This window comes from Marinomonas posidonica IVIA-Po-181, from assembly GCF_000214215.1.
Classification (GTDB): Bacteria; Pseudomonadota; Gammaproteobacteria; order Pseudomonadales; family Marinomonadaceae; genus Marinomonas; species Marinomonas posidonica.
Genome location: NC_015559.1, coordinates 3,838,215 through 3,862,905, shown reverse-complemented (window position 1 = coordinate 3,862,905; position 24,691 = coordinate 3,838,215). Strand labels below are relative to the sequence as shown.

General features: G+C 45.1%; 21 protein-coding genes. 9 read left to right on the top strand and 12 right to left on the bottom strand.

What is annotated here, in order from left to right:
• Positions 1-2: 2 nt before the first annotated feature.
• Positions 3-983 (bottom strand): Bug family tripartite tricarboxylate transporter substrate binding protein, encoded by a 981-nt coding sequence (locus tag MAR181_RS17820; protein ID WP_013797990.1) that lies wholly within the window; start codon positions 981-983, stop codon positions 3-5.
• Between the two features lie 118 nt (positions 984-1,101).
• On the opposite strand from MAR181_RS17820, the gene MAR181_RS17815 reads away from it, so the two are divergent.
• The 3 genes from MAR181_RS17815 to MAR181_RS17805 are packed head-to-tail and all read left to right on the top strand — an operon-like array spanning position 1,102 to position 4,179.
• Positions 1,102-1,770: a response regulator transcription factor gene (locus tag MAR181_RS17815; protein WP_013797989.1), complete on the top strand. Its 669-nt coding sequence runs from the start codon at positions 1,102-1,104 to the stop codon at positions 1,768-1,770.
• Complete coding sequence (locus tag MAR181_RS17810; RefSeq protein ID WP_013797988.1) at positions 1,757-3,148, top strand: sensor histidine kinase; 1,392 nt, start codon at positions 1,757-1,759, stop codon at positions 3,146-3,148. Before MAR181_RS17815 ends, MAR181_RS17810 begins: the two co-directional genes overlap by 14 nt.
• Positions 3,145-4,179: an ABC transporter substrate-binding protein gene (locus MAR181_RS17805; protein ID WP_013797987.1), complete on the top strand. Its 1,035-nt coding sequence runs from the start codon at positions 3,145-3,147 to the stop codon at positions 4,177-4,179. Before MAR181_RS17810 ends, MAR181_RS17805 begins: the two co-directional genes overlap by 4 nt.
• 71 nt (positions 4,180-4,250) lie before the next feature.
• On the opposite strand, the gene MAR181_RS17800 is transcribed toward MAR181_RS17805, so the two are convergent.
• The 6 genes from MAR181_RS17800 to MAR181_RS17775 form a co-directional block, all read right to left on the bottom strand.
• Entirely contained in the window at positions 4,251-4,934 is a 684-nt protein-coding gene (locus tag MAR181_RS17800; protein WP_013797986.1) for a 1-pyrroline-5-carboxylate dehydrogenase, read from the bottom strand.
• 11 nt (positions 4,935-4,945) lie between these two features.
• Positions 4,946-8,068 (bottom strand): bifunctional proline dehydrogenase/L-glutamate gamma-semialdehyde dehydrogenase PutA, encoded by a 3,123-nt coding sequence (gene putA, locus MAR181_RS17795; protein ID WP_013797985.1) that lies wholly within the window; start codon positions 8,066-8,068, stop codon positions 4,946-4,948.
• Between the two features lie 315 nt (positions 8,069-8,383).
• Positions 8,384-9,157 carry a helix-turn-helix domain-containing protein gene (locus tag MAR181_RS17790; protein ID WP_013797984.1) on the bottom strand — a complete coding sequence of 258 codons (774 nt, stop codon included), beginning with the start codon at positions 9,155-9,157 and terminating at the stop codon, positions 8,384-8,386.
• Between the two features lie 177 nt (positions 9,158-9,334).
• The gene (locus tag MAR181_RS17785) at positions 9,335-10,294 is read right to left on the bottom strand and encodes an NADPH:quinone reductase (RefSeq protein ID WP_013797983.1); all 960 of its coding nucleotides are present in this window, start codon (positions 10,292-10,294) and stop codon (positions 9,335-9,337) included.
• Between the two features lie 10 nt (positions 10,295-10,304).
• Positions 10,305-11,693, bottom strand: coding sequence for a TRAP transporter large permease (locus MAR181_RS17780; protein WP_013797982.1), 1,389 nt, complete (start codon positions 11,691-11,693; stop codon positions 10,305-10,307).
• 3 nt (positions 11,694-11,696) lie between these two features.
• Positions 11,697-12,215 (bottom strand): TRAP transporter small permease subunit, encoded by a 519-nt coding sequence (locus MAR181_RS17775; protein WP_013797981.1) that lies wholly within the window; start codon positions 12,213-12,215, stop codon positions 11,697-11,699.
• Positions 12,216-12,570: 355 nt separating this feature from the next.
• Between MAR181_RS17775 and MAR181_RS17770 the strand changes: the two genes are divergently transcribed.
• From MAR181_RS17770 to MAR181_RS17745, 6 genes are all read left to right on the top strand, one after another.
• On the top strand, positions 12,571-13,539 hold the full coding sequence (locus MAR181_RS17770; protein WP_013797980.1) for a PstS family phosphate ABC transporter substrate-binding protein: 969 nt from the start codon (positions 12,571-12,573) through the stop codon (positions 13,537-13,539).
• A gap of 118 nt (positions 13,540-13,657) precedes the next feature.
• The gene (locus MAR181_RS17765; protein ID WP_013797979.1) at positions 13,658-15,916 is read left to right on the top strand and encodes an ABC transporter permease subunit; all 2,259 of its coding nucleotides are present in this window, start codon (positions 13,658-13,660) and stop codon (positions 15,914-15,916) included.
• A gap of 11 nt (positions 15,917-15,927) precedes the next feature.
• On the top strand, positions 15,928-17,628 hold the full coding sequence (gene pstA / locus MAR181_RS17760; RefSeq protein ID WP_013797978.1) for a phosphate ABC transporter permease PstA: 1,701 nt from the start codon (positions 15,928-15,930) through the stop codon (positions 17,626-17,628).
• 20 nt (positions 17,629-17,648) lie between these two features.
• A complete protein-coding gene (gene pstB, locus MAR181_RS17755; protein ID WP_013797977.1) occupies positions 17,649-18,479 on the top strand; it encodes a phosphate ABC transporter ATP-binding protein PstB in 831 nt (276 codons plus the stop codon).
• 14 nt (positions 18,480-18,493) lie between these two features.
• Positions 18,494-19,207, top strand: coding sequence for a phosphate signaling complex protein PhoU (phoU, locus tag MAR181_RS17750; RefSeq protein ID WP_013797976.1), 714 nt, complete (start codon positions 18,494-18,496; stop codon positions 19,205-19,207).
• A gap of 115 nt (positions 19,208-19,322) precedes the next feature.
• Positions 19,323-19,823, top strand: a complete 501-nt coding sequence (locus MAR181_RS17745; RefSeq protein ID WP_013797975.1) for a GAF domain-containing protein — start codon at positions 19,323-19,325, stop codon at positions 19,821-19,823.
• 44 nt (positions 19,824-19,867) lie between these two features.
• Here the strand turns inward: MAR181_RS17745 and MAR181_RS17740 are convergent, their stop codons facing one another.
• The 5 genes from MAR181_RS17740 to oppD form a co-directional block, all read right to left on the bottom strand.
• On the bottom strand, positions 19,868-20,209 hold the full coding sequence (locus tag MAR181_RS17740; protein WP_013797974.1) for an Hpt domain-containing protein: 342 nt from the start codon (positions 20,207-20,209) through the stop codon (positions 19,868-19,870).
• Entirely contained in the window at positions 20,206-22,023 is a 1,818-nt protein-coding gene (locus MAR181_RS17735; protein ID WP_013797973.1) for a sensor histidine kinase, read from the bottom strand. The genes MAR181_RS17740 and MAR181_RS17735 overlap by 4 nt, the downstream gene beginning before the upstream one ends.
• 11 nt (positions 22,024-22,034) lie before the next feature.
• Positions 22,035-22,544: a putative pterin-binding protein gene (locus MAR181_RS17730; protein WP_013797972.1), complete on the bottom strand. Its 510-nt coding sequence runs from the start codon at positions 22,542-22,544 to the stop codon at positions 22,035-22,037.
• Positions 22,545-22,704: 160 nt separating this feature from the next.
• Positions 22,705-23,718, bottom strand: a complete 1,014-nt coding sequence (oppF, locus tag MAR181_RS17725; protein ID WP_013797971.1) for a murein tripeptide/oligopeptide ABC transporter ATP binding protein OppF — start codon at positions 23,716-23,718, stop codon at positions 22,705-22,707.
• On the bottom strand, positions 23,715-24,689 hold the full coding sequence (gene oppD, locus MAR181_RS17720; protein ID WP_013797970.1) for an oligopeptide ABC transporter ATP-binding protein OppD: 975 nt from the start codon (positions 24,687-24,689) through the stop codon (positions 23,715-23,717). The genes oppF and oppD overlap by 4 nt, the downstream gene beginning before the upstream one ends.
• Positions 24,690-24,691 lie beyond the last annotated feature (2 nt).

The window sequence follows — 24,691 nt, the reverse complement described above, 5'->3', positions numbered from 1 at the left end:
TCCTATTGCTTGATCAAACCAGCTTCAACGGCGAGACCACGCATGTAGACTACACGCTCTTTTATGTAGCTGTTTAATGTCATACCAGATAGATGCAAAGGGACTAAGCCTTTCTTGATAACAGCCTTATCGAAAGCAGGATTTTGGTAAGCTTTCTGGAATTGCTCTGCCCAATAATGGTAAGCGTCATCTGATACTTTTGGCCCTAAATAGTAACCACGAAGAATGGTCCATTCGGCATTAAAACCTTGCTCAATGGCGGTAGGGTACTGAGAGAATTTACCTTTTAAACGCTCTGGAGACATAATGGCAAGAACTTTGACTTTGCCTGAATTCACCAAACCTTCCATTTCACCAACATCGCCAGGGAACACCTTAATATGCCCTCCTAACAGTGCGGCTAGCGCTTCACCACCGCCTTCATAGGCAACATAACGCATTTTCTTCGGATCGATACCTGAAGACTTCATGATAATCGCGGCCTTCATCCAGTCTTGGCTGCCGACACCACCACCTGCACCAAAAACGAATTTGCTTGGGTCTATTTTGATGTCATTGACCAGTTCGCCCAAGGTATTCCATGGCGCATCGGCTTTTACTAAAATGGCACCATAATCCACCCCAGCAGTGCCTACCCAACGAGCATTGTTTTCATCAAGATTTTTACCGAATTTCCCTTGTGCTATGTTAAGTAATGAGCCAGAGCTGAACGCAACTAACTTATTCGGATCATCAGGGTTGCTAGAATTAATGTAGTTGTAAGCCACAGCACCAACGCCACCAGGCATAAACGTAACCGCCATAGGAACTTTGGTAAGGCCTGCATCAGTAAATCCACTCGCAATAATTCGACAGGTTAAATCAAATCCACCGCCAGGTTTGGCAGGAGCAATACAAGTGGGTTTATTTGCTTCAAAAGCACTTGCGCTAAGGGCGATAGATAGACCGCTTGCGAGTAATAACGCTCGGATAGATTTAGTCATATTTTGTACTCCAATTATTTTTTGTTATTTTTCTGTACTTGCTAGTACAGTGAAGAACAAACTTACACTTCTTAACTGACACCAAGCTGACAAGGAAAGAATAAATAAGGTACCCGACATGCGTATGTTATTGATTGAAGATAATCAGGGGTTAGCCGAGTCTATTCAGGTCTATTTTCGCAATTTAGGGGAGCCTATTGATTGGGTTAACTCTGTTGAACAAGCTGAAAATAGCTTGTCGTTTGCGGATTTCGATTTGTTGATTTTGGATATTAATTTACCAGGAAAAAGTGGTTTTCAGCTGTTGCAGAGTTTAAGGGCCAGTGGAAATCGTCTTTCTGTTTTGATGTTAACGGCTCGAACTGAGGTGGATGATAGAGTCAGTTCATTGGATTTTGGCGCTGACGATTATTTAGCAAAACCTTTTGATTTTCGTGAGTTAGCTGCCCGTTGTCGAGCGCTTTATCGACGTGAGAGGGGGGAGGTGAGTAATGAAGTACAGTGTGGAAATCTACACTACAACCTAGCCACTCATTCAGCTTTTGTGGAAGGTAAACTGCTGGATTTACGACCTAGAGAAAGGCAATTATTAGATCTGTTTTTGCATAACCTAGATCGAGTTTTAACTAAGGATGATATCTCCAATCGACTTTATCATTATGATGAAGCTTATACGCCCAATGCCATAGAGCAAACCCTGACCCGTTTAAGAAAGCATTTGGATGGTTCGTCACTCATTATCAAAACCATTCGTGGTTTGGGGTATCTTGCTCATGTTGATGATTGAGAAAAGTTACTCCCTGCGTTTACGAATGCTAACTCGCACCTCGTTATTATTGCTTTCTATTTTTATTATTTTAAGCATAGGTGTTTGGCATTATGCTCGCCAAGCAGCGGATTATTCCTATGATCGCTTGTTAAATAGTGCCAGTTTATCGATCATGGAAGGTTTACATGTTTATGGTGATCAGGTGGATCTAGATTTGCCTTATGCGGCTTTTGAAATGATGCAGTTAGCGAATAAAGATAAGGTGTTTTATCAGGTATTAGGCATCAAGGGGGAGCTTATTACCGGTTATGAAAACATGCCCATACCCAAAAAAATCAAGGCTATGGCGACTCCTTTATCCTTTTATAATGATCATTATTTAGCGGAAGATGTAAGAGTCGTTATTCGCCGTAAGAGGCTTTCGGAACCGGCTGTCTCTGGTTGGGTAACGGTGGTTTTAGCACAAACATTAAAAGCGCGTTATGAGATGATGAATGACATTCTTTATCGCAGTCTGGTCGTGCTTTTTGGCATTATGGTGTTTGTCATGTTAGTGCTTTGGTTCGCCATTAATCGAGCACTTGAACCCCTCAGCTCTATTTCAAAAAGTCTTGCTTCATACTCGCCTTTATTGGCTGAGCAAATGGAGGCAACTCCCATTCAAGAAGTTGCTCCTTTGGTAAAAGCGATCAACAACTACCAAAAACAATTACTTGCTAACCTAAATTCTATGAAGACATTTATTGCGGATGCGAGTCATCAAATTCGTACAGTGCAAAGTTCAACTCAGGCGCAGTTAGATATTGCGAGTCAAAGTCGCAATTTAGAGGAGTTACCTGAGCATTTACATCGAATACGAGAAGAGCATGTACGTCTCACGCGCTTAACTAATCAGCTGCTTGCCCATGCAATGGTGGTTCATAGAGGGGATACAAAAATCACAAAAAAAGTAAATATAGAAACAGAAATGAAGCAGTTATTAACGGAATGCGTGCGTGATAATGCCCATCGTTCTATTGATTTCTCCTACCAATCTGACGGAGACATTCCGTTGTTTATGGGCGATTCCATTAGTTTAAGAGAGGCGGTTCGTAATCTTTTGGATAATGCTGTTCTTTATGGTCCTGAAGATAATCAAATTGAGTTAAGTTTGCATAATAATAAAGGGCGGGTAGACATTATCGTTGATGATGCTGGTGTTGGCATTCCTAAGTCGTTAAGAGAGAAGGTGCTGGTTCGCTTTGAACGACTATCAGATAGTGTTAATGGTTCTGGTCTTGGCTTGTCGATTGTTGCCAGCGTGGCTGATGCTCATGGCGGTGATTTTTTCTTGGAGGATAGCCCCATAGGAGGGCTCAGAGCCAGAATCCATTTATTGGTGGGGAGTAGTGCATGATTAATCGATTATGTTTTTTAGCTCTTATCATTATGGTGCCTTATACAAAGAGTCTGGCAGAAACCTCATTACAGGAAGTCGGGCGATTAGATATCTATAGCGCTACGGATTTGAGAGCTATCTCTCCGGTGCTCGTGGCTTTTAAAGATAAATATCCGGATATCAAGGTGGTTTATCGTGAGTTTGATACACAAGATCTTTATCACGCAATAAAAGCCAAGTCTTTGCGAGAACAACCTGATGTGGTGATTAGTTCGGCAATGGATTTACAGGTTCATTTGGTTAATGACGGTTATGCTCAGCCTATTATGGATTCAGCTGTTAATGATTTACCTAGTTGGGCTAATTGGCGTAATGAGGCAATTGGTTTCACCTATGAGCCTATTGTGTTTGTTTATAACAAAGCAACGTTTAAAAATAAGCTCATTCCTCTCACCCATGAGTCCTTAGCGGAAGCGATGCGTAATGATGATGACTTTTTTGCTCATAAAGTTGGATCCTATGATGCTCGCCGTTCTGGGTTAGGTTACTTTGTTGCCACTCAAGATGAGGTTACCTCTAGTATCAGTGGTCGTTTACAAGAAAGCTTAGGACGAGCTCATACTCAGGTTTATGGTCGTACGGCAAAGCTTTTAGATGATATATCTTCTGGAAAATTAATCTTTGGTTACAACATGCTAGGCTCATATTCTCTGGCTAGAGAAAAGCAAGATAGTCGTATTGGAGTGGTGATCCCGCAAGACTATGCTTTGGTGGTTAGCCGCGTTGCTTATATTTCAAAGCAAGCAAAACATGCCTCTAATGCGCAGCGATTTTTAAGCTTTTTAATTTCAACAGAAGGACAACAAGTTCTCGCCTCGAAGAGTGAATTGATGGCGTTGAATCCAAACATCAACGCTTTACGGGATCAGAGTATTAACTTTCACCCAATTCCTTTAGGACCGGCCTTGATGGTGTATCTTGATGATTCAAAACGCCGACGTTTTATCAAGGCATGGGAAAGCGCCTTGTTATCTATTAAAGGTGAATAAAAGCGGATAAAAAAAGAGGCTTTTTTGTTACCAAGGAAGCCTCTTATAGCGTATTTCTATTAGATCGAGGATTAGTCGTTCATGCTGCCCAGTTCTAATAGGGTCGCATTACCACCAACCGCTGTGGTGTTGTTCGACACGGTGCGTTCTGTCACGAAGCGTAGTATGTAATGTGGCTTGGCGATGGTAGACAGCTTTTCACTATCTGTCTCTGCAACTAACTGGCAAATAAGCCCAGATTTGGCGGCGAGCGTTTGGTTTAATTCCATGGTGTGTGATGGTTCACACAACACGGCCACACCAGCTAAATCGTCAGCTTCAATGAGCGAATCTTTAGCGGACTCTGCAATGTTCTGAATGACCCCTTCAGGGACAAAAGGCACAATATAATCCATGATTTGTTGACCTTCTGAACCAACCGTAATAACGGTATTGCCAGCGATTAGCGCCGTGAAAATTTGTCCAACCAAGCCAACGTTAGCCTTATCAGACGTTATCTCGGAATAGCACAGGAAAGCACCTCGTCCTTGGTTGGAAAGTTCGTTACTTTCACCAGTTGGTCCTGGCATGCTGCGTGTTTCAGCGATTTCTTTGCGGGCATTTTCGATCTGCCATGTGGCCATTTGTTTTTGTTCAACGGTAAAGGTATATAGGCTTTGCAGCAATTTTTCCGCACGGCCATGAACGCCTAACATATCCCATTTTTCCAACACAGCTTGCGCGACCTGAATTTGAATAGGTTTTACGATTGTCATGTCTGTCTCCCTTAAAGGTCTTGTTCTGTCGCGAAACGTTGAAGATAGTGAGGTCCACCGGCTTTTGGTCCAGTACCAGATAAGCCTTGGCCGCCAAAGGGTTGTACACCAACGACGGCACCGACTTGGTCACGGTTGATGTAGAGGTTGCCGACACGAGCACGATTCGCAATTCGAGCACACGTGGTTTCGTTACGACTGTGTACGCCCATGGTCAATCCAAAACCAGATTGGTTGATGGTGTCGATGATGGTGTTCAGATCGCGTGCTTGGTAGCGTACGACATGCAAAATAGGGCCGAATTTTTCATCGGTTAGTTGGTCAATGCTGTCGATTTCAAAGGCCGTTGGTGGCACAAAGGTGCCCTTGTTAGTAAGGTCCGGTAATTCCGCTTGTGCGATCAGTTTGCCAACCTTGGTCATGTGTTTAATGTGCTCAAGCAACATGGTCTGTGCTTTTTGATCAATCACAGGGCCCACATCGGTACTGTGCAGGTAAGGCAAGCCAACGCTTTGTTCTTGCATAGCGCCTTTGATCATAGGAATCACGCGATCGGCAATGTCTTTTTGAACAAACATCACACGTAAAGCAGAACAACGCTGACCAGCTGAAGCAAAGGCCGAACGTACTGCATCGCGTACCACTTGCTCTGGCAAAGAGGTAGAGTCAATGATCATGGCATTTTGACCGCCGGTCTCAGCAATCACAGGCACAGGTGGAACATTACGTGCTGCTAGGGTGCGGTTGATCAATTGCGCGGTACCAGTAGAGCCTGTGAAAGCCAATCCAGCAATGCGTTGATCATTAGTTAAAGGGGCACCTACGCTGGCACCGTCACCTGGTAACAGGTGTAAAACATTGCCTGGCACGCCAGCTTGATGCAGCAATTCGATTGCACGTACCGCGATTAAACTGGTTTGTTCTGCAGGTTTAGCAATGACTGTGTTACCGACTACGAGCGCCGCTACCACTTGGCCTGTGAAGATGGCCAATGGGAAGTTCCAAGGGCTGATGCAAGTAAACACACCATGGCCTTTCCATTGCGCCCGTTTATCTTGGCCAAGGAAGTCAGTGTACTTGTGTGGTTCAGCAAAATGGCTGCGGGCTTGTTGCGCATAGTAGCGACAGAAGTCTACGGCTTCACGGACTTCGTCAATGCTGTCCTGAATGGTTTTACCCGCTTCACGATGACAAAGCGCCATCAATTCTGGGTAATTCTCTTCCATGAGGTCGGCCATCTTGTCTAGGCAATCAGCTCGTTCTGAGGTGGGTCGTGCAGACCAGGCAGGGAAGGCGGCTTGCGCTAAACCAATGGCTTTAGCCACCGTTGTTTGGTCTGCCCAATCAATGTCACCAACGGCTTGACTGTGGTCGTATGGACTTTTGATGGCGTGAGTCTGATCCGTTTTGACTTTTTCACCACCGACAATTGGGTAAGCTCGCCATTGCGTATCTTGTCCCATAAAGGTATCGATTTGCGCTTTGAAAGGTCGCCACTCCGATTCAATCTCAATGTTTGGTCCAAACGAGTTTTTTCGATCCGCAAACAATTTGCTAGGCAAATTAATGTGAGGGTTGGCTAGAGACTGACGACTTTCTAGTGTTGTTACTGGATGATGTACTAGGTCTTCGATTGGATAACTGGCATCAATCAAGCGGTGTACGAAAGAGCTGTTTGCGCCATTTTCCAGTAAGCGACGCACTAGGTAAGGTAGCAAGTCTTTATGGCTTCCTACTGGGGCATAAATACGCACACACAGATCATTTTCTTTGATTAAGTGGTTGTATAGTGCATCGCCCATACCGTGTAGACGTTGGAATTCGAATTCGTCATTTTTGGCGCCAAGTTGCTTGGCCAAGCAACTGATGGTCGCAATGGTATGCGCGTTATGGCTGGCAAACTGTGGGAAAATGTTCGCACGAGTGTGTTCACTCAATAGGAAGTGCGCACAAGCAAGGTAGGAAACATCGGTGGCTTCTTTACGGGTGTATACTGGGTAACCGTTAATGCCACGTTGTTGGCAAAGTTTGATTTCAGAGTCCCAATAAGCTCCTTTTACTAAACGTACTGGAATGCGATCACCTTGCTCTTTGGCTAAAGCAGCGAGCCAAGCGAGTATGGGGAGAGCGCGTTTGGAGTAAGCCTGAACCACCAATCCAAATAGCCCCCAACCTTGTGAAACGTTATCACGGTACAGCTTTTCGAATAAATGTAGAGAGAGTTCTAAACGGTCCGCTTCTTCTGCGTCTATGGTGATGCCGACGTTAAGTGAGCGAGCTTTGGCGATTAAGCCTTTGACGCTTTCAAACAGTTCGCTCATCACTCGCTCTTCGTTACCCACTTCATAACGAGGGTGAAGGGCCGATAGTTTAATCGAGATGGTTGGGCGATGACCTTTGTTGTAAGTGTCTTGACCAACGGATTCAACAGCTTGTTCGTATGAACGTAAGTATTTTTGGGCATCGTCAGCGGTTAAAGCCGCTTCGCCCAACATATCGAAAGAATAGGTATAGCCTTTATCGCGATAGCCTTTACCGCGAGATAGGGCTTCTTTGATGCTGCGACCTAGTACGAACTGATGTCCCATGATTTTCATGGCTTGGTTCATGGCTTTACGAATCACTGGCTCAGAAACCCGGTTAACCATGCGATTAACAAGGTTTGCAGGCGTACCGTCTTGGCGTTCGTCCATAGTGACGATTTTACCGGTGAGCAGCAGTCCCCAGGTTGACGCATTGACAAAAAAGGAATCTGAATTCTGCGCGTGAGAGGCCCAGTCCGCCACGCTTAATCTGTCTTTGATGAAAGCGTCGGCGGTTTCTTTATCAGGCACACGCATCAATGCTTCGGCAAGGCACATCAACAAAATACCTTCTTTCGTATCCAGACTGTATTCCAATAGTAGTGCATCTATCATGGACATACTGTCGTCATCTTTACGCACTTCCGCGATCAGCTTAGAAGCCGTATCAGTATGGCTTGCAAGCTCTGTTTGCGTTGGTTTCGCCAAAGGCAAAAGTTCTTTTAACCAGCTTTCTTCGTCCGCTTTATAAAGAGGGGATATGAGCTGCCACAACTCATTGAGTGGCTTTTGAATGAAGTTAGGTTGTAATACCTCAATCGCTTTAAACATGGTTGTTTTCTCCCGCGGGCAGCAATAAATCTCGTATTATTTTGACGGCCGCACATTGTGATAGAGCACATTACGCTTTACGTTAGGTTTGTTGGTCTAAGTCAGCAAAGCGCATGTCTGGATAATGGGCACACTTTAGTGACAGAAGGGGGAAACTGTCTTTCGAAAAAGTCGTTTTTTTTTATAAGAAAATCCGGCTCATGGGCGACGATAGGGTATGTTGCCTACAAGTTCGGTTTTTTATGAGGGAAATAAAGGAGAAAAGAAACCTGCCTGTCACTTTCTTAAAGATAGAAGAAAAAGACAGTTTGTCTATTATCGAACGCTGAATTGCTTTTGATAGCGCAGTGGTGTGATGCCGAGAGTTTGTGAAAAAATATTAGTCATCGCACTTTGACTAGAGAAACCACACATTTCAGCCACTTGAATCGGTGGAAAGCCTTCTTGTAATAAGGTTTGGGCGCGTTCTAAGCGTTTACGCATCAAATATTGATGAGGCGTCATGCCAGTTCGATCTTTAAAGCGTTCGTGGAATTGGCTGACACTGAGGAAACAAAAATTAGCCAGTTGATCAATGTGTACTTTGCGAGAGAGGTTAAGCTCGATAAATTGGTCCAGTTTGTCTATGTCTAACTGGTTGCCACGGGTACGCACATCTTTGCTGTTTACCTGATGGCGGATTGCGCTGAGTAAGGTATTACCACAGGCACGGGCTAAAATTGGGTCATCCGGGTACTGTTGTAATTCTCCTGATAAGGCTGAGGCCAGAATTTGTAGACGTGGGCTGAGTTCAAAATAGGCGGCTTGATCAAAAATACGAGAGACGATTTCGTACTCTTCATCGGTAATGCTTTTTTGTGGTGGTATCGGCAGGTTAACAACCATGATGCGGTTTTCACCCAGACCTGCGAAAGCATGTGAATTGGCTGAGGGTAAAATACAGCCTTCGCCTGAATGCAACTCTTTGCCTTTTCCCTGAATATCGAAGTCCGTATTGCCGTCTAGCACAATCACCAATTGATGGTAATCATGATCATGGGCATTCGCTTCATTTGGGAGGCTAAATACATCGGATTCAGATGAGGTCAAAATTCACCTATAGGGTTAAAGTAAAAAAAGGAAGTATAGCCCTGTTGGATTGGCTTTGACAGAGGGTTTTTTTTGGGAGATGGCGTATTTTTTTACCCTTTTCCGTCGGAAAAACGACAAAAAATAAAAACGGCGTGATCAATTGATCACGCCGTTATGGTGTTTGCGTCAGCAAAATCAGTCTATTCGAATGACAAGGTTCCCCAATGCGCCCGACTTGAGAACATCTTCATGGGCTTGCGCTAACGCGGTTAACTCATAGGTTTGACGAATCACAGGCTTCAGCACACCTTTTTCAAACAAAGGTTTGAGCGCTTTAGCAATCAATGCCAATTCGGCTGGTTTGACGTTTGCTAACGCGACACCAAAAACGGCGGCATCTCGAGCCATCAAATCACGAGGGTTAATTTCGACTGTGCCTCGATTACCGACCACAGCGACGCGACCACCGAAGGTGAGGGCTTTCAGATCTTGATCAAGGTTATGGTTGGCCAGCATTTCAATGATGACATCAAACCCGGTTGGCAAAGACTGAAAAGGCGCTAAATGGTCAGTTTCATTGTGCATAATAACGGTTTCGACACCCTGCGCACGCAGTAAGTCGACACCAGCTTGACTACCGGCACTGGCGACGACTTCCATACCAGCTGAAAGGGCCAGCTGAACAGTAGCGAGACCAACCGCACCTGTGGCACCGTGTACTAGCACCTTATCCCCAGTTTTCCCATTGGCTCGACCAAACAAAGCGCGATGTGCCGTGGTATAAGGAATGCCAACACACGCGCCTTCTTCGAAACTCAATGCATCCGCTAATGGGTAGGTATGTGTCGTTGCGCAGACACAGTATTCTGCCGAAGAACCGCTTAAATTACGGCTAAAGTAAACTCGTTGTCCTACCGTAAATTCAGTTACCTCATTACCGACTGCTGAGATTATGCCAGCCCCATCAGATCCAGGAGTATGAGGGAAATTTGCAGTGTAATTATTGGTGCCTGAACGAATGTAGGTATCGACAGGGTTCACGCCTGCAGCACCGACTTTCACCAAAATCTGGTCGGCCGCTAGAGTGGGTTGTTGAGCCTCTGTCAAAGCAAGAGCGCTGGCAGGACCATATTCTTGAATTTGCATTGCTTTCATAAAACTATCCTCAGTCTGCGTAGACTTGTTCAGGTAACCAAGTAGCAAGGTCTGGCCAGATTGACAGCATCAGCAAGACAACAAGCTGGATGATGATAAACGGCAATACCCCTTTGTAAATGGATTGTGTTTTCACTTCTGGTGGCGCAACACCACGTAAATAGAAGAGTGCAAAACCAAATGGCGGTGTTAAGAAAGACGTTTGTAGGTTAATGGCCATCATAATACCAAGCCATACAGGATCGAGCCCCATGGCTAACAACACAGGGGCAACGATCGGCACAACAACAAAGGTGATTTCGATGAAGTCTAGGATGAAGCCTAGGAAGAACATCAATAACATCACCACAATCATGGCACCAACAACACCACCAGGCAGTTGAGAGAAGAAGTCTTGAATGAGTTCTTCGCCGCCAAAGCCTCGGAATACCAATGAAAATAACGAGGCACCAATCAAGATCATAAAGACCATGCAGGTGACTTTGGTGGTGGAATGCACTGCTTCTTTTAGTGTTTTAAGACTCAATTTACCACTCGCCCAAGCCAGTAGTGCTGCGCCTAGGGCACCAACGCCTGCGGCTTCAGTCGGTGTTGCTACGCCGGTTAGGATGGAGCCCAACACAGCAAAAATAAGAATGAGAGGGGGTAATAAGCCTTTGAACAGTTGCAGTACTAATGGCTCATTTGAACCACTGTGCAATTCTTCACGTGGCACCGCTGGTGCTTTATGAGGTTGTAGCCAAGCGACAATGATGACGTACAAGATATAGAACACCACGAGAATGAGGCCTGGAATCAAGGCTCCAACAAATAAGTCGCCGACCGAAATGGTTTTAGGTGAGAAAATGCCCATCTCAAGCTGGGCCTTTTGAAAGGCGTTGGACATTACGTCGCCTAGTAGCACTAAGGCAATAGACGGTGGAATGATTTGTCCGAGTGTGCCGGTTGCACAAATGGTACCGGTTGCAAGCGCTGGGTCATAACCACGGCGTAACATGGTAGGTAATGAAATCATCCCCATGGTGACCACGGTAGCCCCTACAATGCCTGTACTGGCGGCTAACAGCATGCCCACAAGAATAACGGAAATACCCAAGCCACCACGCATGGAGCCAAACAGCATGGCCATGGATTCCAAAAGTCGTTCAGCAAGTTTGGATTTTTCCAGTAACACGCCCATTAACACAAACAAGGGCACGGCGATGAGGGTTTCGTTACGGACAATGCCGAACAAACGGTTTGGTAAGGCTTCTAGGAAGACACCATCGAACGTGCCAAATAACGAACCAACAGCAGCGAAGATTAAGGCGGTACCGCCGAGAGAAAAAGCCACTGGGTAGCCAAATAATAAGCAGACACAGACGCCAGCAAACAGCCATAAAGGTAAAAATTCAGCCATGGGTTAAGTCCTCTGAGCAGAGCGGGCGGCAGTAATAACGCCAAGATTTTTTAAAATATCGGCCATGCCTTGAATGATGAGGCTAACCATCATTAAAGGAATCAGTGTTTTAAGCAGATAAACGAAAGGTAAGCCACCGGGTTCTTGGGAGGTTTCGAATACTCGCCAAGAGGCGCCAACATAGTCCAAGCTCAAGTAAGCGGTATATAAGGTAAAAGGCAACAGGAAGAAAAGCCCGCCAATAAGATTGACCCAAGCTTTCTTTGTCTCAGAGAAGTCGCGGTAAAATACGTCCACTCGAACGTGTTCGTCTTCTTTAAAGGTATAAGCCGCGCCCAACATAAAGACCAGAGCATGAAAATAGAGAACCGATTCTTGCAATGCAATGGAGCCAATACCAAAACCATAGCGTAGTAGCACGATGAGGCAAGTCAGTAGCATCATCATTAATGTGAGCCAAGCAACGCATTTCCCCGTGTATTGGGAAATGGCCTCAGCCAAGCAGATTAGTTTGTTAAACATTAAAGTACCCACAGTTTTTAATCATTATTGTCGGATGCTTCCCCCACAGGAAAAATCCGACAGTTAGTCTATTGGATAACGTATCGCTTTGGAATATGAACGGTCTTTTTACGTCTAGGAATGAGGAATACTCAATATAAAGTGAGTGGTTTAGTGTCGATTGAGTTTATCAAAAACTGGACTATGCTTTTTTTCATTGAGTCCTTAATGGTTATTGACGGTTTGTCGTGAAAAATTTTGAAATATTTCATTCTTTAACATTTTTGTCATATTTGCCTTTTATAGTGAACAGCATCGAACGAGCTATGGGCAGTTGCTCATAAATATTTTGATTACAACCACTGAGGTTTATGTGATGAAAAAACTAGTTGCAGGTCTAGCAATAACAGCAGCAATGGGCGTTTCCGTTAACGCTGTTGCAGATGTTGATGCAAATTTGATGTCTTACAGTAAAGCAAGTGGCGTTTCTGGTAACATTTCAAGCGTTGGTTCTGACACATTGGCAAACTTGATGACATTGTGGGCTGAGGATTACAAGCGCCTATACCCAAATGTTAACATCCAAATTCAAGCAGCTGGTTCTTCAACTGCGCCACCAGCTTTGACAGAAGGTACGTCTAACTTCGGTCCTATGTCTCGTAAAATGAAAGACAAAGAAGTAGCGGCATTTGAAAAGAAATACGGTTACAAGCCAACAGCGATTCCAGTTGCTATCGATGCACTAGCGGTTTTCGTACATAAAGATAACCCAATTAAAGGTTTGTCTCTTCCTGAAGTCGATGCGATTTTTTCTTCTACTCGTAAAGGTGGACACAAAGAAGACATCACTAACTGGGGCAAAGCTGGTCTAACGGGTGCTTGGGCAAACCGTGATATTCAAATCTTTGGCCGTAACTCAGTATCTGGTACTTACGGTTACTTTAAGAAGCACGCTCTTTTCAAAGGCGATTATAAAAACAGCGTAAACGAGCAGCCTGGTTCGGCTTCTGTTGTTCAGTCTGTTTCAACGTCTCTTAACGGTATTGGTTACTCTGGTATCGGTTACAAAACCTCTTCAGTACGTGCTGTACCTTTGACGAAGAAAGAAGGTGGTACTTTTATACCTGCAACGGTTGAGAATGCCGCGACAGGTAAATACCCACTGTCTCGCTTCCTATACGTTTACGTAAACAAAGCACCGAACAAGCCACTTGCTCCACTTGAGCGTGAGTTTGTGAAAATGGTACTTTCTAAAATGGGACAACAAGTGGTTGTAAAAGACGGCTACGTTCCACTACCTGCGAATGTTGCCAACAAGTACCTAAAAACACTAGGTATTAAGTAAGCTGTCGCGATAACGAGCTTACGAAATGAGAATAAAAAGTAGGAGGGCAGAAACGCTCTCCTACTTTTCTCTGTTTTATAAGCTGTCACAAAAATGTCACACAAAAAGATGAATGCGGATGACTAAATCAACTGACCATCAGATGCCGGAGCTGGATTTTGATACACCAGCATTAAAGCGTCATCGTAAAATTCGCGCCCTGAAAGACCGTATGGCTGGAATGGGTATCGCAGTCGGAGGCAGCAGTGTCATTCTCGCTGTTCTTTTGATCTGCTTCTACTTACTTTATGAGGTTGCGCCTTTGTTCTCAAGCGCATCCATTGAACCAGAAGCGAACTATAGTTTACCCGCGGCGGATCAAGGTGAAAGCGTCTATTTGACCACGGAAGAACAAGCTGAAGTTGGTATGCGCGTTGCCAGTAATGGCAGCATAGTGTTCTTTTCAGTGGCCGACGGCAGCGTTATTAAAACCGTCGAAAACCCTCGTTCTGAAAAAGTAACGGCTTTTGCAGTGGAATCTGATACCAGTCATTTGCTGGCTTTTGCTTACGAAGACGGTAAAGTCATCATTTCGAAACATGTTTATCGAATTACCTATCCAGATGGCAAACGTAAAATTACCCCTGCCGTCGAATACCCATATGGTAAAGACGCGATTGATGTTGCTGATTTTCCGATTCGCCAGTTGTCTTTTAGAGACGGTGATGACAGTTTCATCTTGGCAGCCATTGGAGATGCTAAGAGTGCGATTACTAAGGTAACGAAAGAAGTTAATTTTATTTCTGAAGAAGTTGAGCTAAGCGAGCAAAGCGGAGCCTTGCCCTTTGTTGCTGATGTTACGAGCATGCTTATTAGTGGCAATCAGCGTTATCTTTATGTCGCAACGCGCTTAGGTCAACTAAGTGAATTTGACTTACGTGACTTTGATAATATTGCTCTGAAAGACAATATTGCTCTATTTGAAGATGATGCCAAATTGGTATCAATGAGCTACTTGCTAGGTCAGTCATCTATCATGGTGGCAGACTCAACTGGTCGCGTGAGTCAATGGTTTAATGTTCGTAACAATGACACGAATGAAGAAAAGCTGACCTTTATCCGCGATATTAAACAACCAGTAGCGCTAGTGAATGTCGCCATGGAGCAACGCCGTAAAGGTTTTGCCACGCTAGATGATCGTGGAATAGTAGCAATATACAACGCCACCTCTACTCGTCAGGTAATCGACGAGAAATTGAGCGATGGGACGGCGAAATTGATCAGCTTTGCGCCACGTGCAAATGGCTTATTACTGGAAGACGGTAAAGGTTTGCACTTTTTTTATGTCGATAATGAGCACCCAGAAGTCTCTTGGTCGTCCATTTGGGGCAAGGTTTGGTATGAAGGCTATCAAGAGCCAACCTATACTTGGCAGTCTTCGGCGGCCAATAACGACTTCGAACCCAAATACAGTTTGATGCCTTTGGCCTTTGGAACACTAAAGGCGGCGTTTTACGCCATGTTAATGGCGGTGCCATTGGCCATTTGTGGTGCTATCTATACTGCCTATTTCATGGCGCCAGCCTTGCGTCGTAAGGTCAAACCTATAATCGAGCTGATGGAAGCTTTGCCAACCGTTATCTTGGGCTTCTTAGCCGGTTTGTTCTTTGCGCCTTTCTTGGAAGAAAATCTTGCCGCGACCTTTAGTGTGCTGGTGGTGTTACCTTTGGGTATTTTGCTATTCGCTTACCTTTGGTCACGTTTACCTCAAGCCATTCGTTGGTTAGTTCCTGAGGGTTGGCAGCCATTGTTGCTGATTCCTGTCATTGTCTTCCTAGCTTGGGGCTGTTTGGCATTGAGTCCTGCAATTGAGTTGAGCTTCTTTGATGGCAATATTCGAGGTTGGATTACCAATGACCTTGGTATTACCTTCGACCAACGTAATGCCTTGGTGGTGGGTTTCGCAATGGGCTTCGCGGTTATCCCGACTATTTTCTCGATTACTGAAGATGCGATCTTCAGCGTACCAAAAGCGTTGACCCAAGGGTCTTTGGCCTTGGGTGCAACTTACTGGCAGACCATGGTTCGAGTGGTGCTACCAACCGCCAGCCCAGGTATTTTTTCTGCCGTAATGATAGGTATGGGTCGTGCTGTTGGTGAAACGATGATCGTACTAATGGCAACGGGTAATACCCCAATTATGGACATGAATATCTTTGAGGGTATGCGTACTTTGGCAGCGAACTTAGCAGTGGAAGTACCGGAATCTGAGGTGGGTAGCTCACACTATCGTATCTTGTTCTTGGCGGCGTTTGTGCTCTTTATCTTTACCTTTGTGGTGAACACAGTCGCTGAAACCGTGCGTCAGCACCTACGCAAAAAATACGGGTCGCTATAATGAGTACTGATATGAAAATGAAGAAAAAGTCCGTATCTGAATGGGTTAAATCCGGAGATCCTTGGGTTTGGCTTAATGCGGGCGCAGTAGCCATTTCCGTTATTATGGTGATTGGCTTGTTGTTATTGATTGCGGTGCGTGGCCTTGGCCACTTCTGGCCTGCCGATGTGGTGGAAGCGCATTATGAGTTGCCGGGCAACCAAGCTTACAACATAGTCGCAGAACGTGTTGAAAGCGTTGAGGTGCCTGCCGCTCAATTGCGTGAAGCGGGCATTGATATTCCCGATCATCATAAACTCATGCAACGTACCTTGATGAAAACAGGTAACCGTGACATTTATGGGTCTGACTTCCGTTGGGTGATCGATGAGTACCTAACCGAGGTAACGCGCCCAGAGATGTTGTTCACGGCTGAGCGTCATGAATGGGGTAACTTGTACGGCTATTTGAAGTCAGTGAAACAAGATGGCCAGGTGGTGTCTGAAACCAATGATATGACACCCACTGAGTCCGCGTTAGCAACTTGGGCCGCATTTGAAAGCAGTATTGATCGTGCGACAGAGATTTTCGATGAGATTCATGAAATCGAAAAAGGCGACATAGGTAAGATTAACTACGGCCTAGAGCGTATTCGTTTAGAGCAGCGTCGTTTGGAATTGAACGGTGAGCTTACACCTGCCGCTGTGGCAGACTTGGCCGCCGAGCGAAGCCAATATGACGAAGAGTACAAGCAGCTGCAACAAAGCTTGATTGATCTGTACGCGAAAATTAATCGTGACAGCTTTGTGGTCCAAGCAATGGACGGAACGGTTCATGAGCTTCCCGTTGCGAAAATTGTTCGAGCTTACCGTGCGAATGCAATGAACTTCGGTCAGAAGATGGCATTTTACTTTGCTAAGCTAGGTGAGTTCTTGTCGGCGGAGCCACGTGAAGCCAATACCGAAGGGGGCGTTTTCCCCGCGATCTTCGGTACGGTGATGATGGTATTGTTGATGACAGTATTAGTGACACCATTTGGTGTTGTCGCGGCGGTTTACTTGCGAGAATATGCAAAGCAAGGTGTGCTGACTCGTATTATTCGAATCGCGGTAAACAATTTGGCGGGTGTACCATCGATTGTATATGGTGTTTTCGGTCTGGGCTTCTTTATCTACTTCCTAGGGTCTGGCATTGACCAAGCCTTTTTCCCTGAAGCCTTGCCTTCGCCAACCTTTGGCACGGGTGGCCTGATGTGGGCATCCATTACGTTGGCGCTGTTAACGGTACCTGTGGTCATTGTGGCAACAGAAGAAGGTTTGTCACGTATTCCACGTAATGTGCGTGAAGGCAGTTTGGCTTTAGGCGCGACGAAAGCCGAAACCTTATGGCGTGTTATTTTGCCAATGGCCAGCCCAGCGATTATGACTGGGGTAATCTTGGCCGTGGCTCGTGCAGCGGGTGAAGTGGCACCATTGATGTTGGTTGGTGTGGTGAAACTGGCACCGTCATTACCTTTAGACGGTAATTACCCATACATCCATTTGGATCAGAAATTTATGCACCTTGGTTTCCACATTTATGATGTGGGTTTCCAAAGCCCGAACGTGGAAGCGGCACGTCCATTAGTGTACGCAACGGCCCTATTGTTGGTAGTGGTGATTGCACTGTTGAACTTAGCAGCAGTAACTATTCGTAACCACCTACGTGAAAAATACAAATCGCTGGAAATGTAAGCGGCGGAGAAGAGATTATTATGAGCGACGTAAAAACACACTCAATTGATATTTCAGCGATGCAACGCAGCCAACAGGCTTTGCGTATTGAAGATGAATCAGTTTGTCTTTCGGTGAATGACTTGCACCTTTTCTACGGTGAAAAAGAAGCTTTAAAAGGGATTGATATGATCATCCCTGAGAAGAAAGTGACCGCTTTCATCGGACCTTCAGGGTGTGGTAAATCCACCTTGTTGCGTTGTTTCAACCGCATGAATGATCTAGTAGACAGCTGCCGTATTACTGGTGAGATTAATCTACACGATCAAAATATTTATGCGAAAGGTACGGATGTCGCGGAATTGCGCCGTCGTGTTGGTATGGTATTCCAAAAGCCAAACCCATTCCCAAAAAGCATTTATGAGAATGTGGCATATGGTCTTCGTATTCAAGGCATTAACAAAAAGCGTGTATTGGATGAAACGGTTGAATGGGCATTGCGCTCAGCGGCGCTGTGGGACGAAGTAAAAGATCGTTTGCACGAAAGTGCATTGGGCATGTCTGGTGGTCAGCAGCAACGTTTGGTGATTGCCCGTACTGTCGCTGTGAAACCTGAAGTACTCTTGTTGGATGAGCCTGCCTCGGCTTTGGACCCTATCTCAACCTTGAAGATAGAAGAGTTGATTCATGAATTGAAAAATGACTTCACCATCGCCATCGTAACGCACAACATGCAACAAGCGGCGCGTGTATCGGATTACACTGCATTTATGTACTTGGGCGATTTGATTGAGTTTGGTGATACCAATACGCTGTTTACTAACCCAAGTAAGCAACAAACGGAAGATTACATCACAGGACGCTACGGCTAGGTGGAGGATTTATCATGCAAGAATTAACTACAGATCATATTTCTCAGCAGTTTAATAATGAACTTGAACAGCTTCGCCAGCATTTTTTGACTATGGGTGGTGTGGTAGAAAATCAGGTTCAAGATTCGATTCAAGCCTTGTTGGACTCCAATGGCTCGCTGGCGGAAGACGTTAAAGACAAAGATGCAACCGTGAATCAGTTGGATGGATTGATTGATGAAGAGTGCACACGCATATTGGCTAAGCGTCAACCTGCGGCATCGGACTTACGCATGATTTTATCGATCAGTAAGGCCGTTAGTGAATTGGAGCGTATGGGTGATGAAGCGAAGAAAATTGCCAATTTGACCCTAAATTTGATCAACGAAGGCGAGTCACCACGAGGTTACGTGGAGATTAATCGTATTGGTCAAATGGTGTCGCGAATGATTCACGATGCATTGGATGCGTATGCGCGTCTTGATATCGATACGGCCATTAAGGTGGCCAAACAAGACCGTGCGGTTGACCAAGAATACAACACGGCGTTGCGTTCTTTGGTAACTTATATGATGGAAGATCCGCGCAGTATTTCTCGTGTGATCAATGTTATTTGGGTGCTTCGCTCTCTTGAGCGCATTGGCGACCATGCCCGTCATACCTGTCAGCATTTGATCTTTATGGTGAAAGGAGTCGATGTTCGTCACGTCAATGTGAATGACTTGGCGGGTGAAGTAAAAGACGCTTAAGTCTGCGTGACTCTGGTTCCCTGTCACGGGGACCAGAGTTTATCTCTTCTAGAACATTTAGCTCTGCGGCGGCATTTGCTACCATCTGCTTTTCTTTTTGATTGGTTGGGCGCAGATGTTTACCCCAGATACTCCCTTCTCTGAATCCTCAGAATGTTATTATCAAAGCCTTAATGAGCAGTTAGCCGCTTTATTGGCTGGTGAGACAGATTTCATATGCAATTCTGCACAGTTTTCGGCGTTTATTATGCAAACGCTTGACGACTTGAATTGGGCGGGCTTTTATTTTGCGCGTAAAAACGAATTAGTTCTTGGTCCGTATGTTGGCAAAGTGGCTTGTACACGCATTCCTTTTGGGCGAGGTGTGTGTGGTAAAGCCGCGATGACAGCTACAACCCAACGAATTGCCAATGTACATGAATTTGAAGGTCACATTGCCTGTGATGTCGCGTCAGCGTCTGAACTGGTCGTGCCTCTGATTGTCGGTGATGCTCTGCTAGGGGTGTTTGATATTGACAGCCCTAAGGTGAATCGTTTTTCTGAAGTCGATCAGATTGGCATTCAAACACTGCTGGCGACTTTTTTACAGGCAACTAAAATTCAGTGGTCCATATAGTTAGTCGTCAGTGAATCAGCCGTTAGTGAATGTCGTAGTCGATGCTATTTGAGCATCGAAAAATAACCAGACAGAGCCATTAAGGTCTCTCTATGGAGGTCTGACAGGCTTTCAATAACCGTTTGGATAGGCGTTTCGTCTTCTTTCTTAGCGGATTTCTCAATGATTTCACATTGCTGGGCAAATTGCTTGGCGGCCATGTTTAGACTGGCCGATTTCAGGGAGTGGCTGAGTTGTTGTAGTTCTTCGAAATCTCGATTTCCCCACGCACTCATTAATTGATTTAACTTATTGGTACTGTCTTGCACATATTCTAGACGAATCTGATCGACGGTACTTTTCCCCAGCAACTCTGTCAGGGAGTCCAAGTAGGCCTTGTCTATCATTTGTTGTCCTTCTGTTTTGTTTGACCTAAAAATAAAGCCTCAATCAGAGGTAATAGCTTCCTTTGTGTCAGAGGAAATGTGAGTGCTTTACAGTCTAGAGAGGAATTTTTAAACTCTGCCGTTTGATAACTCCACAGAGTTGTACCAGCCTTTAAGCAGTCTAGTAGACGTTCTTCTAAATGACTGTCGAAACCTGAAAATTGTCCCAATAGGATGAGGTCGAATTGATCCAATGGACTGTGTCCATCTTCCTCTTGGACTAGGCTAACCTTGATGTTAAAGCTGGTTAGCTGTAACTCAATGATTTTGGCTAGGTTCATGTCTTGTTCAAGAATCAGTGCTGTTTTTTGAGGTTGAGACGTTTTTGTGATTGGCACAATGTCCGTTGGATGCTCTTGCTCTGCCGGCACATAAAAAGGCAAATCGACCCAGAATTCACAGCCTTCATTCTCGACACAGGAAAAGTGCATTTCGCCTTTCATCAAATAGATGAGCTGGTGGCATAAGGCCAGATTTAAACCGACTGTATTGGCATCTGGACTGTCTGCTTGGTTTGGTAAATTGGGGTTAACTCGCAGACTTTGCTGAAGGTTGAGAGGCATTCCTAAGCCGGTGTCTCGTATAGCCAACTGCATAACGCGTGTTTCGTAGGTACCGTCTGGCAGCAGGACGGTTGGTGCTGCTAAGGCCGAAGGTCGCAATTGAATACTGATGCTGCCTGCAGGGCAATGAGCAATCGCATTTTGTAACAAGGCTAAGACAATCTCTTTGAAGCGGCCAAAATCTAGGTGCACAGAGTCAGGTAATGCTGAATCAATGTATAAGGCACAGGCTAGGTTTTTTCGGGACATTTGTGCTTCTGTTAACTCAAGAAAGACTTCCATTTGTGTTTTCAACTCATTCGTTGAGGGTTGGAGGCTGAGCTTTTGCGCTTCTAAGAGAGACAAGTCAGAGAGCATTTCGATGGTATGTAATAATTGCTGACCGGATTCTTCAATGTGTTTGGTTAAAGGTTCAGGAACACTATGAGATGACTGATTGAGTGTTTTTGCAGTGCCCAATATGGCATTGATAGGAGGACGGACTTGCTGGTTAATAAAGCCTAATAAATCCGCTTTGTCACTGCGTGAATTTTGCATGTCAGCTTTGAGTTGTTTGTTGCGTGCGTGAGCAAACCTCAATTGTGAAAAGCTTTTCGCCATAAAAAAGCACAAGCAGAGTAAGCAGGCCAATAAGGCAATGGATAACAGCTGAATGTAATGAAGCTTGGTCTGTTGGATCTGATGCTGCCTATTGATGAAGGCATTACTGCCGTTATTCACCAAGCCAACAAACTCATTTAATTGAGGGTCCAGTTTTTGTATGCGGTCAATGAGGCTGGGTAAGTAACTTAAGTCATCTTCTTCCAACTTGCTGATATGAAAGCTAAGCAGTTCCAGTTCACCGTTCATGATGTTTAATAGCCGCGTGGTTCGCCCGCCTTCAAACTCCCTAACTAGGGTACCAACTTCCCCATCTCTGAGTAAGTCGATGCGGCTCATGAGCAAATCGTATTCGAAATAAGCTTGGCCATTGAGTGGTAAGTCTGGCGCTTTCAAAAGAACCAGATAATTAAGCAGGCGGTAGGTCTGTACTTGTAATTGTAAGGTGTTCCAGAGCGCACTTTCAAATACTCGTCGGCTATTTTCTTTGGCGCTGTCGCTGGTGTAAGTAATGATGCCGAAGAGCGCGATGGTAATGATAATGATCAGAATGATAAAACCGTACATCATCCTTTGTTTGAATTGTGATAACCAACCATGTCCCTTTAACATTGTAAGCTTCCTTACTCAGCTAATGGAGCGATTTTGATGTGTCTGATCTGCCAAATGGAGCGACCATAGTAAACTTCGGACTTTAAATCTGGATTTTGATCAAATGGGTAAATGACCATGATGGGGCCAAGATTACGCACACTCATAGGTTCCCCGTCACGATGGGTAGCGAAGATGGCACCGTTGGTTTGGAAGTCGTCAACAGGGACTTTGGTTATGTATTTATTAAGCGCGGTGACTTCTAGTATTGTCCCTTTTGCCTTGAGTTTTTCCATCAAGTCGACTGCTGAAAAACCTCGGTAAGAATGAACGCCTTTTGTCCAAGGATTTTTCGTGGTGACAGAGTATTGTGGTAAGGCTTCTAACATGGACAGATCGAAGTTGGCCGCTTGTTTGGTATTGGCGTTTTCCAGATTGCCCTCGACCGTTAATATGACTCTCTGACTAGGTTGTTCTAAAGCTAAGCTTGGTAAGGAGGTAAGGCCAACGAAAATCAGAAGTGTGGAGATGACTGAGTTCATGTTTGGCCTCTTACGAACAGGTGAAAAGTGACATTAAGTGAAAATGATTAACACAATGATCAACTTATCAAGAATGCCATTTAAAAGCCAGTTCGAGTCATGGTTTTTGAGGGTTGGAGGAACTTGGCCACCTTCCATGGTAACCAGTATTGAACAGTTTTTAAGCTAATTCCAACAGCCTAGAGCAGGCGGCTTGATGTTGGCTGCCATCCGCAATGAAGTGCAACTGTGGTTTGTGTTCCGAACATTGTTCATTGGCATGAGGGCAACGGGTGCGGAAGACACAGCCTGATGGTGGACTGATGGGGGAGGGCAAATCTCCTGTCAGCAGTTGGATGTTTTTACTACGTTCTAGTTTTGGATCTGGCACTGGCACAGCAGATAACAACGCCTTGGTATAAGGGTGTTGAGGGTTATCGTATAAAGACTTTTTGTCTGCCAGCTCAACGGCATTGCCGAGGTACATCACCAAGACTCGATCTGAAATGTGTTTCACCACACTCAAATCATGGGCAATAAACACCAGTGACAGGCCCATCTCTTTTTGCAGTTCTTTTAATAGGTTAACCACTTGCGCTTGAATGGATACATCCAGTGCCGAAACGGGTTCGTCACAGACCACCAATTTGGGTTTTAGAATGAGCGCTCGAGCAATGCCGATACGCTGACACTGGCCACCAGAAAATTCATGGGGATAACGATTAATGACGTTCGGGAGTAAGCCAACACGGGCCATCATTTGACGAACTTGATCCTTCACCTGTTGTTTTGATAGATGTGGTTGAAAGGTATGCAAAGGTTCTGCAATGATATCCCCAACGGTCATACGAGGATCCAGCGATGCCAGAGGGTCTTGAAAGATCATCTGTAGCTCTTGGCGTTTATTACGCATTTGCTTTTTATCCAGTTCCGTGAGGTCCTGACCTAGCCACACTACATTGCCCTGTGTAATTGGAACAAGGCGTAATAACGCTCTTGCTAGGGTGGATTTACCGCACCCCGACTCGCCAACGACGCCAAGGGTTTCCCCTTCAAAAATGGATAAATTGACACCATCAACGGCTTTTAGGGCCTTGGCTTTGCTCCAAGGCCAAGCATTATCCGATTTAATGGCAAAATGGACTTTTAAATCGCTGACTTCCATTAAGGGTGTTTTGTTCGTTTGTAAGCTCATGATGCCATTCCCCAATCGACTGATTTATGACAGGCTCTTAATTTTCCGACTTGATACTCTTCCAATGTGGGAGCCTCTTTAATACAACGCTCTTCTGCAAATTCACAGCGAGAATGGAACGGGCAGCCAGAAGGTAAGTTCAGAAGGTTGGGAGGGTTACCAGGAATGGTCGTCAGTATTTCACCTTCGGTATCCAATCTTGGGATGGCTTGTAATAAGCCTTTGGTATAAGGGTGAGTCGGTTGATAGAAAACATCTTCCGTTGAGCCATATTCCATCGTTTGACCGGCGTACATGACCAACACCTTATCACACAGCCCAGCAACCACGCCTAGATCATGGGTGATCATGACGATGGCGGTGTTGAAGTCCTTTTTCAGCTCGTTTAATAGGGTTAAAATTTGTGCTTGTACCGTCACGTCCAACGCCGTTGTGGGTTCATCGGCAATCAGTAATTTCGGTTGGCAGAGCAAGGCCATGGCAATCATGACTCGCTGGCGCATGCCCCCTGAGAACTCATGAGGGTACATGTTCATACGTTTTCGAGCTTCTGGCATTTTCACCGCATCGAGCATTTGAACGGAGGCTTCAAACGCTTCTGCCTTAGACATCCCCTTGTGGAGCATCAAGACTTCCATCAGCTGTTTGCCGACTTTCATGTAGGGGTTGAGAGACGTCATCGGATCTTGGAAAATCATGGCGATTTCCTTTGATCGAATCCGATTCATTTGCTGATCGCTGAGGGACAAAATGTTTTGTCCCTCAAAGCGTGCCTGGCCTTCAATGACCCCATTTTTGGCCAGTAGCCCCATTAAAGCAAAAGCGGTTTGGCTTTTGCCTGATCCAGATTCACCAACGATCCCTAAGGTTTCCCCTTGAGCCAGATTGAAGTTTAAATTATTGACTGCCGTGACAAAGCCATCGGGTGTTTTAAAGTTTACTTGTAAATTATCGACTTCTAATAAATTCATAT